13 protein-coding genes are annotated in these 16,904 nt (G+C 46.9%); 12 read left to right on the forward strand and 1 reads right to left on the reverse strand.

Annotated elements, in window-relative coordinates; translation table 11 throughout:
• The first annotated feature begins 201 nt into the window (after nucleotides 1–201).
• The 8 genes from mfd to phoU all read left to right on the forward strand — a co-directional run bounded on the left by mfd (nucleotide 202) and on the right by phoU (nucleotide 10,793).
• Complete coding sequence (gene mfd / locus MAMMFC1_RS09355) at nucleotides 202–3,519, forward strand: transcription-repair coupling factor (protein ID WP_126308277.1); 3,318 nt, start codon at nucleotides 202–204, stop codon at nucleotides 3,517–3,519.
• A gap of 252 nt (nucleotides 3,520–3,771) precedes the next feature.
• Entirely contained in the window at nucleotides 3,772–4,338 is a 567-nt protein-coding gene (gene spoVT / locus MAMMFC1_RS09360; protein ID WP_126308278.1) for a stage V sporulation protein T, read from the forward strand.
• 375 nt (nucleotides 4,339–4,713) lie between these two features.
• The gene (locus tag MAMMFC1_RS09365; protein ID WP_126308279.1) at nucleotides 4,714–6,315 is read left to right on the forward strand and encodes a putative polysaccharide biosynthesis protein; all 1,602 of its coding nucleotides are present in this window, start codon (nucleotides 4,714–4,716) and stop codon (nucleotides 6,313–6,315) included.
• Nucleotides 6,316–6,320: 5 nt separating this feature from the next.
• Nucleotides 6,321–7,829 (forward strand): bifunctional methyltransferase/pyrophosphohydrolase YabN, encoded by a 1,509-nt coding sequence (gene yabN / locus MAMMFC1_RS09370; protein ID WP_126308280.1) that lies wholly within the window; start codon nucleotides 6,321–6,323, stop codon nucleotides 7,827–7,829.
• Nucleotides 7,830–7,937: 108 nt separating this feature from the next.
• Nucleotides 7,938–8,213 (forward strand): HU family DNA-binding protein, encoded by a 276-nt coding sequence (locus MAMMFC1_RS09375; RefSeq protein ID WP_126308281.1) that lies wholly within the window; start codon nucleotides 7,938–7,940, stop codon nucleotides 8,211–8,213.
• Nucleotides 8,214–8,399: 186 nt separating this feature from the next.
• Complete coding sequence (locus MAMMFC1_RS09380) at nucleotides 8,400–9,092, forward strand: response regulator (RefSeq protein WP_126308282.1); 693 nt, start codon at nucleotides 8,400–8,402, stop codon at nucleotides 9,090–9,092.
• Between the two features lie 269 nt (nucleotides 9,093–9,361).
• Nucleotides 9,362–10,117 (forward strand): phosphate ABC transporter ATP-binding protein PstB, encoded by a 756-nt coding sequence (gene pstB, locus MAMMFC1_RS09385; RefSeq protein WP_126308283.1) that lies wholly within the window; start codon nucleotides 9,362–9,364, stop codon nucleotides 10,115–10,117.
• A 19-nt stretch (nucleotides 10,118–10,136) separates the two neighbouring features.
• Nucleotides 10,137–10,793, forward strand: coding sequence for a phosphate signaling complex protein PhoU (gene phoU / locus MAMMFC1_RS09390; RefSeq protein WP_126308284.1), 657 nt, complete (start codon nucleotides 10,137–10,139; stop codon nucleotides 10,791–10,793).
• Between the two features lie 506 nt (nucleotides 10,794–11,299).
• Here phoU and MAMMFC1_RS09395 read toward each other — a convergent pair.
• The gene (locus tag MAMMFC1_RS09395; protein WP_126308285.1) at nucleotides 11,300–13,102 is read right to left on the reverse strand and encodes a sensor histidine kinase; all 1,803 of its coding nucleotides are present in this window, start codon (nucleotides 13,100–13,102) and stop codon (nucleotides 11,300–11,302) included.
• Nucleotides 13,103–13,321: 219 nt separating this feature from the next.
• Here MAMMFC1_RS09395 and MAMMFC1_RS09400 point away from each other — a divergent pair, with 219 nt between their 5' ends.
• The 4 genes from MAMMFC1_RS09400 (at nucleotide 13,322) to MAMMFC1_RS09415 (ending at nucleotide 16,833) form a co-directional block, all read left to right on the forward strand.
• On the forward strand, nucleotides 13,322–14,197 hold the full coding sequence (locus MAMMFC1_RS09400; RefSeq protein WP_126308286.1) for a phosphate ABC transporter substrate-binding protein: 876 nt from the start codon (nucleotides 13,322–13,324) through the stop codon (nucleotides 14,195–14,197).
• Between the two features lie 196 nt (nucleotides 14,198–14,393).
• A complete protein-coding gene (pstC, locus tag MAMMFC1_RS09405) occupies nucleotides 14,394–15,290 on the forward strand; it encodes a phosphate ABC transporter permease subunit PstC (protein WP_126308287.1) in 897 nt (298 codons plus the stop codon).
• Entirely contained in the window at nucleotides 15,290–16,150 is an 861-nt protein-coding gene (gene pstA / locus MAMMFC1_RS09410) for a phosphate ABC transporter permease PstA (protein WP_126308288.1), read from the forward strand. Before pstC ends, pstA begins: the two co-directional genes overlap by 1 nt.
• 188 nt (nucleotides 16,151–16,338) lie before the next feature.
• Nucleotides 16,339–16,833, forward strand: a complete 495-nt coding sequence (locus MAMMFC1_RS09415) for a SixA phosphatase family protein (RefSeq protein WP_158618719.1) — start codon at nucleotides 16,339–16,341, stop codon at nucleotides 16,831–16,833.
• Nucleotides 16,834–16,904: the final 71 nt, after the last annotated feature.

Below are 16,904 nucleotides of genomic sequence, written 5' to 3' on the forward strand. Positions count from 1 at the left end.
AGTTAAGGGCTTTAGCGCCTAGGCTAAAGCCTTTTTTGCAAGTACGTCAGGCAGAATTTATAACTTTTCGGTTTGTTCGCCAATAGCTTGCGCCTCTTTGGGCAGTGCCGGAAACCGGAAAGTAATTTATTTTCATGATTTTTATGATTTTCATGGTTGTTAAAGACCCTTTGGGTCTTTTCTTAAGTGGGAGAGAAAACGATGTTGACTTTGTTTGCCACCCTGCGCAGCGATCAGCAGCTACGCTTGGCAGAAAAGGCTTACGCGGCAAAATGTAAACAAACTTTGATATACGGAGTCACCGGTTCACAAAAAAGCGCTTTAATAGCTTCCGCCTACCAGGCAGCACCCCGGCCGACCGTGATCGTGGCCACCCGCTCCGAGGGCACGGAGAAGCTAAAGTCGGATTTGATGGCGTTTCTTCCTGAAACGCCTGTTTATGATCTGCCGGCACTGGACATTGTAACTTTTACGGTGGCTGCCAAAAGTATGGAGCTGGCTGCACGGCGCATGGATGTCCTAAGCCGCATGGCACGGGGAGAGAAAGCCATCTTTATAGCTGTGGCTGAAGCGGCAGTGCAAAAAGTATTGCCTAAGCAGGAATTCCTGAATAACCGCATGTCTCTGTCCCGCGGCGAAATGGTGGCCAGGGAAGAACTGATAGCCACTTTGGTCCACTTTGGCTATGAGCGTGTTGACCAAGTGGATAGCCCCGGCCAGTTCTGCGTTCGGGGCGGCATCATTGATATTTTTGCCATTAACCGGAATTTGCCGGTAAGAATTGAATTCTTTGGCGATGAGGCCGACTCTTTGCGGGAGTTCGACCCTGTAACGCAGCGGTCGGTAACAGAGATTGACCTTCTTGATATTATGCCGGTCACTGAACCGGAAACCAGCGGCAAGCCGTCGGTCTTTCTATCCTACTTGCCGGCCGACGCCAGTGTTATTTTTGATGAGTCCTCCCGCATCCGGGAACAAATAAGCCAACTGGTAAAAGAGAATCCGGAACTCAAGCAGCAAGTGTTTGGCTGGAATGAACTAACGGCGGCGGCTCAGGCTGTGAATGTAATTTATTTGTCGCTGTTGCTGCAAAAGATACCTAACACCGAGCCGGAAGAGATCATCAGTATTACTGCTAAAGGTGTTGCCCCCTTCCATAAGCAGATTGAACTGCTGGTAACTGAATTGAAAGGTTGGCAGGAGAAAAAATATAGCACTGTAATTTTCATGACCACCCCCGATAAGGCCGTTTCTTTGCAGCGGAATCTGGTTCAGGAGGGAGTTAGCGCTATTTTGGCTCAGGATCCGCAAACCCCTCTCATTCCAGGTACGGTTATGGTATTTTCCGGCGCAGTGTCCGATGGATTTGAAATGCCAAATGCCAGGCTGGCGGTATTGACTGAACTGGATATATTCGGCCGGCAAAAAAAGAAACGGCGGCCCCGGCTGGGAAAAGATCAGCAGATATCCTACTTCCGGGACATCAACATCGGGGACTATGTGGTTCATGTGAACCACGGGATTGGTAAATATGTAGGGGTGAAAACCCTGGAAGTCGGCGGCGTGCACAAAGACTATCTCCACATTCGCTACGCGGGGGATGATAAGCTATATGTGCCGACAGACCAGGTCCACTTGCTGCAAAAGTATATCGGAGCGGAAGGAGATGTTCCGCGCTTAAGTAAAATGGGCGGCAGCGATTGGATTAAAGCGAAATCCAAGGCTAAAGCCGCAGTTGCCGACATGGCCAAGGAACTGGTTGCGCTGTATGCCGAGCGTAAGATTCAGCCAGGCTACCCATTTCTTCCCGATACTCCCTGGCAACAAGATTTTGAAGACGCATTCCCGTTTGAAGAAACTCCCGACCAGCTGGCAGCTATTGCCGAGGTCAAACGGGACATGGAAGAAGCCCGGCCTATGGACCGGCTTTTATGCGGTGATGTGGGCTTTGGCAAGACGGAAGTGGCCATTCGGGCTGCGTTCAAGGCTGTTATGAGCCGTAAACAGGTAGCTGTCCTGGTTCCTACCACTGTGTTGGCGCAGCAGCATTTCCAAACGTTTTGCGCCAGATTTTCCGGTTTTGGGCCGGTTGTGGATGTTATCAGCCGGTTTCGCAGCGCGCGGGAACAGAAGGCCACCCTGAAACGGCTGGCATTAGGTCAGGTGGATGTACTGATAGGTACTCACCGTATTCTGCAGGCGGATGTTGCTTTTAAGGATTTAGGACTTTTGATTGTGGATGAAGAACAACGGTTTGGTGTGGCCCAGAAAGAAAAACTTAAGAAGTGGAAAGCTAGTTTGGATGTTCTCACATTAAGCGCCACGCCTATTCCGCGAACTCTGCACATGTCCCTGGTTGGCGCCAGAGACATGAGCATTATCGAGACGCCGCCCGAGGATCGTTTTCCCGTGCAGAGCTATGTGGTTGAGTATAACGAAGAGATTATCAGGGAAGCCATTGTGCGGGAGATGAAACGTGGCGGTCAGGTATATTTTGTCTACAACCGGGTCCAGACTATTGACAAGGTCCGTGAACGGCTGGCCGAAATATTGCCTGATGCTGCTATTAAGACGGCACATGGCCAAATGGCGGAAGAAATATTAGAGCAGGTCATGCTCGATTTTTATGAAGGGCGGGATGAAGTACTGGTGTGTACCAGTATTATTGAGAACGGCCTGGATGTACCCAATGCCAATACAATCGTTGTTTACGACGCCGATCATTTTGGCCTGTCCCAGCTCTATCAGATGCGGGGGAGGGTAGGGCGCTCCCACCGTTTGGCTTACGCATATTTTACCTATCGGCGGGATAAAGTTATAAGTGAAGTAGCGGAGAAGCGTCTGCAGGCTATCAAGGAATTTGCCGAACTGGGATCGGGTTTTAAAATTGCCATGCGTGACCTTGAAATTCGCGGCGCCGGCAACCTTCTTGGCCGGGAACAGCATGGACATATTGTCACTGTTGGTTTTGAAATGTATTGCCGTCTATTGGATGAGGCCATACAGGAAATCAAAACCGGGCAAGTGGTTGAACCGCCGCCTGAGCCTGTACTTGAATTTAATATTGACGCTTATCTTTCCGGTGACTACATTAGTGATGCTATGAATAAAATTGAAATTTACCAGCGTATTGCCGCTATCAGGAGCGAGGAGCATGTACAGGAGCTTTTGGATGAATTGATTGATCGTTTCGGCGAACCACCGGCACCGGTAGTTAATTTACTGAATGTAGCCCGTATTAAAAATACGGCGCGTCATCTGGGTGTTCGTTCCATTATTGAACAAGCGGGGCGAGTTGAAATAGTCTTTGGCGATTTTCCCAATGTAGCTCCCGACGGAATCGTGAATGCCCGCAATCTATATCCCGGCAAAATCACTTTTGTTCCCGGTCCGCCGCAAGCTGTTCGTCTGGCAACCGCCCGTTTATCTTTACCCCTTTTTGAGGTATTGCTCAAAATATTGACAACCTTGGCCGGCATGGAAAACCGGGGTAAAGTAGGTGCGGCAAGCCGCGGGTGACGGACGTTAAAGAATTTAAAGAAGTTAAGAAGTTAAAGAATTAGAAAAATGAATAAAAAAATCCACCTGGATATATACTACTATCAAACCAAGGATAACAAGAAACAAGAAACAAGAGCAAGATAACAAGAAAACAAAAAAGAAAAACCAAGGGGAACCAAAAGCAAGACATGAAAGGGATTGCGGCCGCACTGGTTTCAAATTGGGATGTAGATTTTCCAATTGTAGCATTTTGATGAAAGGGGGATAATAGTGAAAGCAACGGGAATTGTACGTAGAATTGACGATCTTGGCCGAGTTGTAATACCAAAAGAAATCAGACGCACTCTTAGAATACGTGAAGGTGATCCGCTGGAAATATATGTTGACCGCGAAGGCGAGGTCATCTTGAAAAAGTATTCCCCTGTGGGGGAATTAGGCGATTTCGCCAAAGAGTATGCGGACTCTCTATATGAGGCCATCAATCATGTGATTTTAATCGCGGATCGCGATAATGTAGTAGCGGTTGCCGGGGCTTCTAAAAAAGAGTTTCTCAACAAACCGCTTGGCCCTGCCGTGGAAAAGGTTATGGAGGAGCGGAAAACCACGGTTATTAACAACCCTGGTGAGTACAAACACTGCCAAGGCTGCGCTGCTAACTGTGAGGATGAGGAAACCTGCAAATTCACGGCGGAGGTTATTTCGCCTATTATTGTAGAAGGTGATGCCATCGGCGCAGTTATCATCTGTTCCAAAGAACCGGGTGTGCAGATGGGGGACATGGAAGTCAAGCTGGCCGAGACGGCAGCGGGGTTCCTGGCTAAACAAATGTCGCAATAAACATAACCTAAATGGACCATTTTCCAGAGCATACAAGTAGCGAACGATAACAAACAACGTTAATGTTCGCTACTTTTACGTTGTGGAAACTATTCAAATGCTTGAATAGTTTCCAGGAGTCAGAAGTCAGAATTCAGAAGTCAGAATGAGAATCTACTAGGCGTTCAGGACAACTTGCAGCCTATTCTGAATTCTGACTCCTGAATTTTGAATGCTTGAATGCTGTTTTATTACCAGGCAGAATTTGATATAATAGACATTATCCGGTCATTCGGGGAATATACTGCCTAGTAGTCTGTCATTTATTATGGTTTTAGGGCTGACAGACTGACCACTAAGGCGGGGAAAGCAACAAAGGGGAGAGGACTGACTCGGTTGAGTAAAGATACGTTTCTAAAAGGTGCTTTCATCCTTACGGTGGCCGGTATTGTTGTTAAAATTATCGGTTCGGTAAACCGCATTCTATTATCGCGGTTATTAGGCGGTGAAGGCGTCGGTCTGTATCAAATGGCTTACCCCATATACCTGCTGGCTTTAAGTATATCTTCCGCCGGTATTCCGGTAGCCATTTCCATTATTGTTGCTGAAAAGCTGGCTCTCCATGATTATCGCGGTGCCAAGCGCGTGTTTCATATATCACTTGGCGTTCTTGCCGCTACCGGCCTCATTTTTACTTTTCTGTTATATTATGGCGCAGGCTGGCTGATTGAGCACCAATTCGTACGGGACGTCCGGGCCTATTATGCCATCGCCGCCTTGGCGCCGGCAATATTTTTTGTTACCGTTTTGTCCAGTTACCGGGGTTATTTCCAGGGATTGCAGATGATGACACCCACCGCTGTATCTCAGATTTTTGAGCAACTCTTCCGGGTTGTCACCATGATTGCCCTTGCCTATCTGCTGCTGCCCCGCGGACTTGAGTATGCGGCGGCGGGGGCCAGCTTTGGAGCCGGCCCGGGTGCGGCAGCCGGACTTATGGTGCTCTTATATTTCTATTGGCGGCATAACTCAGAGTTTCAACACCATATGAATATGCAGCCAAAGGTCAGGCAGGAATCCGGATTTAGGATTGTCGGCCGGATCATCAAGCTTGCTTTGCCGGTATCGCTGGCCAACATCATGCTCCCGGTTGTATCTAACATTGATCTGCTTATTGTTCCCCCGCGGCTGGAAGCCGCCGGCCACACCGTCGAGCAGGCAACGGAGTCATTTGGGTATTTAACAGGCATGGCTATTCCATTAGTAAATTTGGCTACCATTCTTACCTCATCCCTTGCCGCCAGTTTAGTGCCGGCGGTGTCGGGAGCCTATACCTTGGGAAATAAACAGAGCATATATCAGCGGACGGCGACCGCCATGCGCATAGCCAACCTGATTACCATTCCCAGTTTTGTAGGCATGTGGCTGTTGGCCACTCCTATTTCCCAAATGCTGTACGGCACCCCGAATGCGGGAATCTGCATTGCGATTCTGTCGGTCGGCATATTCCTTCTCGGCTTTCACCAAGTTACCACCGGGGTGCTGCAAGGACTGGGTCATACTACCATTCCTGTCGTCAATATGGCCATATCCGCCGTGGTAAAGATTATTATGAGCTGGCTGCTTACCGCTATGCCTGAACTGGGGATTCGGGGCGCCGCCTGGGCAACTGTCGCCGATTTCGGCGTCGCGGCCGTATTAAACATGTATTTTGTATACCGGTATGTAGGCTTTAGTATTAATCTGACCGATACGTTTAAGGCTGCTTTGGCTTCCGCCGTCATGGGCGGAACAGTGCTGATGGTTTATGACGCAATGATGACATATACCCTGCATAATTCAATCTCCACTCTTGGCGCGATTTTATCGGGGCTGACGGTGTTTGGGATTGTCATCCTGCTGGTGGGGGGGATCGAAGCCAGAGATATTGAGCAAATCCCGAAAGTCGGGAGCATTTTAGCCAAAACATTACGTACTTTGAAGTTACTAAGGAGATAAAGAACATGGTGCGAGGAGAAATTAACATCATAGGGCTGGGGCCGGGATCTTTCAACCATATTACGCTGGAAACATGGGATACTATAAAACAAGCCAAGTTCCTGCTGTTGCGTACGGCCATACATCCAAGCGTGGCCGGTCTAACTGAGCGTGGCCTTATCTTTGAAAGTTTTGACAGGTTATATGAGAAGTTCGATACATTTGATCATGTTTACCAGGCCATTGCCGACGCCGTCATAGAAAAGGCAAAGACGCGGGGGCAAGTGGTGTATGCCGTTCCCGGCAGTCCGCTTGTTGCTGAAAAAACGGTAGAGATGATTATTAGTCAAACACAGGGCTCGGATATTAAAGTGCATATCACACCCGGCATGAGTTTTCTGGAAGTACTGTATGCCAGACTCCGGCTTGACCCGATAAATGGGGTTACTATATTGGATGCCGCTGACTTACGGGATATTCCGCCTAACCTGAATACTGCCTTAGTTATTACCCAGGTATTCAGTCGTCAGGTTGCTTCCAATACCAAACTCCTCTTGATGGACCATTACGACGATGAGTTTCCGGTAACCTTTGTTCGCAATTTGGGAATGGCTGACGAGGAAATCACCACCATACCTTTATTTGAACTGGATCGTCAACCGGCAATTGATCACCTGACAAGCGTTTATATACCGCCAAAGCCGCAAAAGGCTAAGGGTTTTTCCCTTGATCCGGTGGTGGACGTCATGGCTCGCCTTCGCTCACCCGGGGGATGTGTATGGGACATTGAACAGACCCATGCCAGTCTTCGGCGTTATATTGTCGAAGAAGTCTACGAAGTTTTGGAGGCTATTGATCTGGCTGATGGGGACAAGCTGTGTGAAGAACTGGGAGACCTGCTGCTGCAAATTATATTTCATGCCCGTATTGCTGAAGAGTGTGGCATTTTTTCCATGCAGGATGTCATTGACCAGGTAACGGAAAAAATGGTACGGCGTCATCCTCACGTTTTTGGAAACATTACCGTTCGCGATGCCGCTGAGGTAATCGCAAATTGGGAACAGATCAAGAAACAGGAAAAAGCCGGCGAGCGAACGCATGTACTGGATGGTGTTCCCAAAGGGTTGCCAAGCTTGATGAGCGCTTACAAACTGCAGGCAAAAGCGGCCAAAGTCGGTTTCGACTGGGATGATATCGGACCTGTTTGGGATAAAGTTGCCGAAGAACTGGAGGAATTAAGGGCGGCAGCCTGCCAGGCGGGTATAATTGCCGGCAAACAGGATAACAATAATCAAAATGATAATAATTACAAAAATGTTGAAGCTGAGCTGGGCGATGTATTGTTTACTATCGTGAATTTGGCCCGCTTTATGGGGGTTGAACCTGAGACGGCGCTTAATGCCGCAAATAAAAAATTTATGCGGCGATTCGACTACATAGAGTCCAAAGTAAAAGAAAGTGGCAAAAATTGGGATACTTTTACATTAAACGAGCTTAATTGGTTATGGAATGAGGCTAAACATAGCCAAAAATGAGCAAAATATCAAGTATTTTTGCCAAAATTTTTCGATTGCGGCAGGAATAAAAAAATGCATAGCGAATAAAGCTATTCGTAATGATTTACGACATAAGGAGGCAACATTGTGAATAAAACTGACTTGGTCAAAGCCGTAGCCCAAAAGGCAGACACCACTCAAAAGGATGCTGAAAAAGCAATCAACGCTATTTTTGCTGCAATTGAAGAAGCCTTAGCTAAAGATGACAAAGTACAAATTATTGGCTTCGGAACCTTTGAAGTTAAGGTTAGAGAAGAACGTAAAGGGCGCAATCCACAAACCGGTCAAGAAATTACTATTCCTGCTTCCAAAAATCCTGTGTTCAAAGCCGGCAAAGGTTTGAAGGACGCAGTTAACGCATAGTCACCAAAAACAAGTAATGAAGAACCAGGTTATTAAACCTGGTTTTTATTTCCAGAATTACTGCCTCGCTTTTTTGGGACTGCAGCGAGGCGTAACATTTCTTTGTTTCCTGCTCAAAATGCTTCCTGTTTTTTTCAGTTCCACCTGCATTACTCATCTCGAGCACTGAGTGAGGAGAGAATTTACGTGATAGGAAAGATATTGATTGTTGATGATGAACTCAATATTCGCGAGCTTATAAAGTTTAATTTGGAAAAAGCCGGCTATAAAGTGCTGGAAGCAGGCGATGGACAAAGTGCCGTCAGCGCCACTAGATCCGAACGTCCTGATTTAATTGTACTTGATATTATGCTGCCGGGCATTGATGGATTAGAGGTATGCCGTATTGTTAAAAATTCCCGGGAAACTACTGCCATTCCGATTATTATGCTCACAGCCAAGAATGAGGAAATTGATAAAGTTATTGGCCTTGAACTGGGGGCCGACGATTATCTCACAAAACCCTTTAGCCCGCGCGAGCTTTTAGCGAGAATTAAAGCAGTTCTGCGCCGCAGTCAAAAGGAGAACATCAGCGGCGGTGAACTGGTTGTTGGAAGACTGAAACTTAATTTTAGCCGCTATGAAGCCTACCTTGGCTCCGAGAAGCTGGAACTGACACCGAAGGAATACGAGATGCTAAAGCTATTTGTCACTAATATTGGTAAAGTGTTTACACGCGAGCAATTGCTCGAAAAAGTTTGGGGATATGAATATTTCGGGGATACAAGGACGGTGGATGTACACGTCCGCCATCTCAGAGTCAAGTTGTGCCAGGATGCGGAAATTGCCGATGCTATTGAGACGGTTCGCGGTGTAGGTTACCGTTTTCGCGATATCTGAGAGAGGTATTGTAGTTACTGTAGTTACTGTAGTCATCCTATCAGCAGCGTTGCGGCCGGTGAAGGCGGATATCCGACACCGGCTTTGTTTGATTATTCTTGTGCTTTTTATGATTGTACAAGATGCCGCTAAAAGAATTTACCGGCGAAAGCAAGCTGTCAAGTTTGAAAAAATCCTCTAAGCGGAATCTTTAAAATTTAACATGATATTAACACAAGATAGGATATTTTATGATATAGTGCTAAGAGAGACATTAGGGGAGGAACAGTATGAACTATAAAATTCAGGTTAGTAAGCTGAAATTATATTACGGGGACGTGCTTGCTTTAAAGAAAGTCTCCATTGACATAGCCGAAAATAGCGTATTGGCGCTTATTGGCCCATCCGGTTGCGGTAAGTCCACTTTTTTGAAGACTCTTAACCGGATGAACGATTTAATTGAAGGTGTTAAAATCGAAGGCGAAATTCTATTGGATGGAGAAAACATTTACCACCCCAAAGTTGATATTGTAATGCTCCGAAAACGGGTGGGGATGGTATTCCAACGCCCTAATCCTTTCCCTATGTCTATCTATGATAATATTGCTTTTGGCCCGAGAATTCACGGTTTGAATGACAGAGCCAGACTGGATCAAATCGTGGAGAAAAGTTTGACTGACGCGGTTCTATGGGAGGAAGTAAAAGACCGGCTGCATTCCTCAGCCATGGGCCTGTCGGGCGGACAGCAGCAACGTTTGTGTATTGCCCGTTTGCTGGCCGTAGAACCTGAAATCCTTTTAATGGATGAGCCTTGTTCCGCACTTGATCCTATTTCCACTATGAAGATTGAAGAATTGGTAACTGAGCTTAAAACAAATTATACGATTGTTATGGTTACACATAATATGCAACAGGCAGCCCGCGTTTCCGATTATACCGGTTTCTTCTTAAGCGGTGATTTAGTTGAGCATGACAAAACCGACGCCATATTCACCAGGCCACAGGACAAGCGGACCGAGGACTACATCACAGGCCGGTTTGGATAATTTGGGAGGATAATAATAAATGACAGTGCGGCAAAGCTATGATCTTGAACTCGAAGAGTTGCGGCTCAGCCTTCTGGAAATGGGGAGAAGGGTTTCGACTGCCATTGATGATGCGGTTGGTGCTTTGGCACAGCAGCGCATGGATCTTGCCCAAAAGGTGATTGAGAGCGACGATTTAATTGACCAGATGGAAATCGATATTGAAGATAAATGTATGGTGCTTATCGCCAGGCAGCAGCCGATGGCCCGCGATCTGAGAATTATTGGTACGGGCCTGAAGATAACTACTGACCTGGAGCGGATGGGGGATCATGCGTATGATATTGCCAAAATTACGTTAAGCTTGGGTAATCAGCCGCTGTTAAAGCCTTTGGTTGATATCCCTCGTATGGCGCAAAAGGCTCAGAATATGCTTAAAGCCGCTCTTACCGCCTACATCAATCTTGATATCAACCTGGCTGAGGAAGTGTGCCTGGCTGACGATGGCGTTGACCATTTGTATAACCAGGTATTCCGGGAACTTTTAACCTTCATGATGGAAGATCCCCGTAAAATTACGCAAGCCACCCAACTGCTTTTCGTAGCCCGGTATTTGGAGCGAATCGCCGACCATATCACTAACATTGCCGAATGGACTATCTATCTAGTAACCGGCCAACGGCGCAGGAAGAAGTAGGCTGTTTAGAGGGGAACTGCTTAGAAACCGCCATCTGCGTCGTTGCTCCTGCGATCCTCACTCCGGCGTACGACCAGTACGCCTACGTTCCGGTTCTCGTCGCGCCTAGACGGTCTGACTATGATAATAGAACCGTAATTAGCAAACTCGTTGCAATAAGCTTTTTTCATATGCAACGGTATCTGACGATTTCTAAGCAGTTCGTGGCTGTTGGATGGCCTTAGCACATTCTAGGTTCTAAAAGAATGTTGGGAAACTCCAATTACAGAAAGTTGAAGCTACAGAAAATTAAAGTTAAAACCCAACCGCCTGCATTGCAAGCGGTTGGGTTTTTATTCTTATGTTGTTTTTTCCCTTCGGCCCAAGTCATCAACTGCCCCGAACTGCTTAGAAATCGTTAGCTGCTAGGCGCCGGGGATTTCGAGGCCGGAGGCGTACGGGTTGTACGTTGAGGACCTCGAAATCCCCGGCAACGACGCAGATGGCGGTTTCTAAGCAGTTCCCCCCTAATTTGCCTCATTTTCATACCCCGGCAGGGTGATGGTGAACGTGGAACCTACGTCGACCGCGCTCTCGACTTCAATCTCGCCGTCTAGCATTTCAACGATAAACTTGACGATTGCCAGGCCTAAGCCTGTACCGCCGGCAGAGCGGGCGCGGGCGCGGTCAACCCGGTAAAACCGGTCAAATATAAGCGGCAGATCTTTAGCTGGTATGCCGATACCGGTATCTTTGACACAAAGCTTGATTCTATGATTTTCTTTGTCCGTCCAGCATGTAAGGGAGATCTTTCCGCCTTCCGGCGTATACTTAATACTATTTTCAACCAAATTCACAATAACTTGTTTCAGCCAGTCGTGATTGCCTAACGTGATTGTGTTTTCGCAATCGCAGTCAATGTCGACAGTTTGTTTTTTCTGTTGCCAGCGAGGCATAAGATCATTTTTTACCATACCCAGCATAGGGCCGACAGAAACCGGTTCCAACTTGATTTGGTTGCTGTATTCCTGGGCGTTGAGTTTGGCCAAGTGCAGCAGATCTTGCACCAAACGGTGCATGCGATCGGCTTCATTATGAATGATCGTAACAAATTTGACAGCCAATTCCTGGCTTTCCAGTGCGCCGTCAAGAAGGGTCTCGGCAAAACCTTTAATCGCGGTAAGGGGGGTGGCCAATTCATGGGAAGCGTTGGTCACAAAATCGGCTTGTCTATCTTGTAATTCTTGAATGGTAGTGATGTCATGGAACACGCTGAGTATGCCGGTAATTTCAGCGTCGTTGTCGGGAATTGGGGCGATAAATACTTGAAACACCCTCTTTTTACCATGAATATTGGTTTTTAGATCAATCAGTTTGCTTTCACCTTTACTGATCGTTAACTGCACGGCTTGGTCCAAAAGGCTATTGCCGATTACCTGGATATTATGCTGACCTAACATTTGGGGAGTTATGCCAAATATGGTCATAGCCATGGAATTGGCTGTCGTCACCCGGCCAAACCGGTCCAGTAATATTACCGCGTCTCCCATATGCTGCAAGATTAATTCCAATTTCACATTTTTGGCACTCGCGTCATTTACCTTGTCCTCTAAACTTGATGTCAGGTTATTGAGGGCATGGGCGAGAAGTTCGAGTTCATCGCCGGTGCGAATGAACAGCCGCTTATCCAGGTGGCCTTCGGCAATTTCATTGGCGGTGGCAATAATCTGTTCTAAGGGTTTGGTATACCGGTTTACCAGCGCCAGACTAAAGGCTAGCGCCACAAGAAAAGTAAGAAGCGACGCGGCCAGTAAAGCGGATAATATCTTCCGGTAACCTTCTTCAACCTGGCTTAAACTATTTGAAATGCGTACCACGCCGATAATCTCATTTTGGCGATAGATCGGCGTTGACACATAAAGCACATTATCCGTTTGGGTGGTGCCTGCTCTTATTTGCATGCCATTGCCGCCGGCAAGGGCTTCCAGCACTTCGGGACGTTGTAAATGGTTTTCCAGCCCTGCCGGATTATAATGGGAGTCGGCAAGAACAACGCCATTGGCAGCGATTATGGTTATCCGCATATTATCCAGTTTGGTTCCCAGTTCTTTTATCTTGCCGTCGATAGATGCCATTTTTATGGGATCGTTCATGTCTTCTTTCAGCAGTTCCTGAATGATCTTTGCCTGACTTGAAAAGGTTGTCTGCAGGCTGGTAACATTGTGCCGGTAAAAATACCAAAGAATATAGCTGCCCAGTAAAGTTGACGTTAGTATGGTCAGGGCGAGAAAGAAAATAATAAGCCGGTTGCGTAGTCCGCTAGCAAACATTCGTATACCTCCGTTAGCCATTCTATTCTCAATCATACACTAAATGGGTTTTCCCGGCTATCTTCTTCAGCCGGGAATAATAAATATAATGCGGGGCTGATATTTTCTTAATATTCTCTTAACACTCCCTTAACATTTTCTTAACACAACCCTTTCCGGAATGATTTACAATAATATACGAATATCCGGGTAGTCATTATAATGAGGAGGTCAAACAAAATGAAGTTGTCTAAATCCAAACTTTTAGCCACTGCTGTGGCCATGATGCTGGGGGTCAGCTTGATCGCCGGTTGCGGCGGTTCAAAAAAAGAAGCTCCCCAAACGGCGCCTAAGGCCCAAGCTGAGATTTCCGGCACTGTAACTGCGTCCGGTTCTACTGCCTTGTTGCCTTTCTTAAAGCCGGCCCAGGAAGAGTTCCAACAGAAAAATCCTAAGGTTACCATTAACATTGCCGGTGGCGGTTCCTTTACCGGTCAAAACCAGGTAGCTGCCGGTTCCGTTAACATCGGCAACTCCGATGTAGGCTTACAAGCCGAACTGAAAGATAAAGGTCTGGTAGAAACTAAGATTGTTGGTATTCCCTTTGTTTTCATTGCTAATCCTAGTGTTAGTGTGGACAGCCTGACTCAACAGCAATATGTAGATATCTTTTCGGGAAAAGTGACCAACTGGAAGGATGTTGGCGGTAAAGACGAAAAAATTACCATTATTCACCGTGCTAAATCTTCCGGTTCCCGGGCCACCATTCAAGAAGTGGTTATGAAAAGCGTTGACTTTACCGATAACGCTGTTATCCAGGATTCCAACGGCGCTGTCCGCGCAGGTATTGCCAGCACTCCCGGCGCTATCGGCTATGTTGATGCCGCCTATGCCGATCAAACTGTAAAAACTCTTGCTTATAATGGTGTGAAGTACTCGATTGATGCAGTCAGCAGCAAAAAATATCCGGTATACACTTTTGGCCGGATGATTACCAAAGGTGAACCCACAGGTGCGGTTAAAGCCTTTATTGATTATGTTGCAAGCGCGGAATTCCAGAATGCATACGCGGAAAAGAACGGATTTATGCCTTTGACCAAGGTTAAACCTGAATAAAATTCTTTTCTCTCCCTAGCAAGATACATACTATATAACTGATAGCACGAAAGCCATGCATCCATGTGTTGCATGGCTTTCTTTTTCCCGTTAACCCAAAATTAACATAAAATTAATATTTGATTAACAAATACCGACATAATTATGCGTATAATTGAGGAGACTAAACAATTCTGGACAGGGATGTGAAGACTCAATGGTATTTGCAACCGGCAATCGTAAACACCAGTTAAAATTGGTGTCTGACCGGTACATACGCTACTTGTTTATCACCAGCGCTTTCCTTATGACGATTATTATAGCGTCAATTATTGTTTTTGTTGGACACCAGGGCCTTATGACCTTTAAGGAAGTTACGCCGCTGGAGTTTTTCCTATCGGCAAAGTGGAACCCGACTAGTAATCAATTTGGTACCCTGAGCTTTATTTCGGGATCCATATATGTAACTTTGCTGGCGGTAATCATTGGCGCTCCGCTAGGCTTGGGCGGCGCTATCTTTATGGCCAAAATCGCTCCGGTTTGGCTGCGGGAAATCATGCGGCCGGCTACTGATCTGTACGTGGCCATTCCGTCGGTTGTCTACGGCTACATTGGCTTGACCATTTTCGTACCTTTTATCCGCACCTTTTTTGACGTACCCACCGGATTTGGTCTTTTTGCCGCCGGGATTATTCTTTCGGTCATGATTCTGCCGACGATCATCAGTATATCTGAAGACGCTATCAGAGCGGTGCCCAAACCACTGGAGGAGGCGTCGCTGGCGTTAGGAGCCACCCGCTGGCAGACTATTTCCCGGGTGTTGCTGCCGGCAGCTTTGCCGGGTATCTTAACTTCAATCATCTTAGCTATGGCGCGAGCCATTGGCGAGACAATGGCCGTACAAATGGTCATTGGCAATACCCCGCAGATGGCTAAGTCGCTCTTCACCCCCACGTCAACCTTGCCAAGTGAAATCGTTGTGGAAATGGGTAACACACCTTTTGGAACGGCATGGGGTAATTCCCTGTTCCTTATGGCTTTAGTACTGCTTGCCATATCAATGGTGATGATTCTTATTATTCGGCGCATCGCGAAAGGGAGGATAGCCTACTAATGTCAGCGAGATTTGTTGATAAAACGGCAACTGCCTGCATGTGGTTTGCCGGTATGATAATTTTAGGAATACTGGCAACCTTTTTAATCTATATGTTATATAAAGGACTGCCGGTACTCACTTGGGATTTCATCACCGGTATGCCAAGTGATATAAAAGCTGGCGGCGGCGTAGGACCGCAATTGTTTAACTCGTTTTATATTTTGTTCCTTTCCATGCTATTCTCCATACCGGTGGCAGTCGGGGCCGGTATTTACCTGGCTGAATATGCCGGTAATGACCGTTTAACGGATATGATTCGTCTTAGCACGGAGAGTCTGGCTACTGTTCCTTCCATTGTTTTAGGCTTGTTTGGCATGATCATATTTGTTAATATGTTCGGGATGGGGTTTAGTATTATCGGCGGTTCGCTGACGCTCATGCTGCTTAACCTGCCGGTATTGGTCCGGGTTACCGAGGAATCTATCCGCACTGTACCTTCCTATTATCGCGAAGCAAGTTTAGCACTTGGCGCAACGAAATGGCAGACCATATGGCGGGTAGTGTTACCCAACGCTTTACCCGGCATAATAACCGGCATTACCCTTACGGCTGGGCGGGCATTGGGCGAAACCGCAATCTTGATCTTTACTGCCGGTACCACTGTATCCCGCTTTTTCCCCAATTTTAGCTGGGGAGCGGCCGGGGAAACCCTGGCAGTTCATATGTGGTATGTTATGGCGGTGGGATTAGTGCCGGACCGGCTTACAATTGCCGATGGTATTGGAGCGCTGCTGATCATAACCATACTCATATTTAACTTGGCCTTTACGTTGCCGAGTAAATATATTCAGAGAAAGCTGACCGGATCAAGCCGCTAAAGAGCAAGAGATCCAGCCGGCAAATTTTTAGCAGCGCCCGACTAAAGGCGTTGCTTTCTCATTAATTGTCCATAGTCCATAGCGGTTTTTGGTTTTTCTTCGTAATTATAGATAAGTTTGGGTAAAATAGTATTATAGGATTGTGAGTATTCTTCATATTCAATCAATACCTTTGGAGGGGAATGAGTGTGGAAGTAATATTCATGCGGCATGGTAAGGCAGAAGAGCCTGGAGACCTTGTGCTTTCAGACGCCGAACGGGCTTTGACTGGTGAAGGCCGAAAGAAGGTAGAAAACGCAGCGCCGGGGATAGCTCAATTTATTCGCTGTGGCTCTTCGGCCGTGATGATATGGTCCAGTCCCCTGCTGCGGGCAAAACAAACAGCGGAAATCGTTGCGAGCAATCTGGGTAAAATCAAAATTCAACATTATGAAGCGATTGCGGCAGGCGATTTAGATATGCTTATTAAAGAGTGGGGCCGTTTAGGTGATGACGTGACTCTCATCATTGTGGGACATGAGCCATATCTTAGCCATTGGGCTGAAAAACTGGCAGGGGTGCGGCTGGTTTTTAAAAAAGGCGCCTGTGCGGGATTTGACGTGGCAGTGACCAATCCGGCAGAAGGCAGGCTGAAGTGGTATGCTACGGCGTCGATACTTGCCCGTCTAGCCAAAGGAAAGTAAATTGTATTTTTCACATTAAGCAGGGAACTGCTTATAAACCGTCATCTGCGTTGTTGTTCCTGCGGTCCTCA

It is taken from the genome of Methylomusa anaerophila (assembly GCF_003966895.1).
GTDB lineage: Bacteria > Bacillota > Negativicutes > Sporomusales > Sporomusaceae > Methylomusa > Methylomusa anaerophila.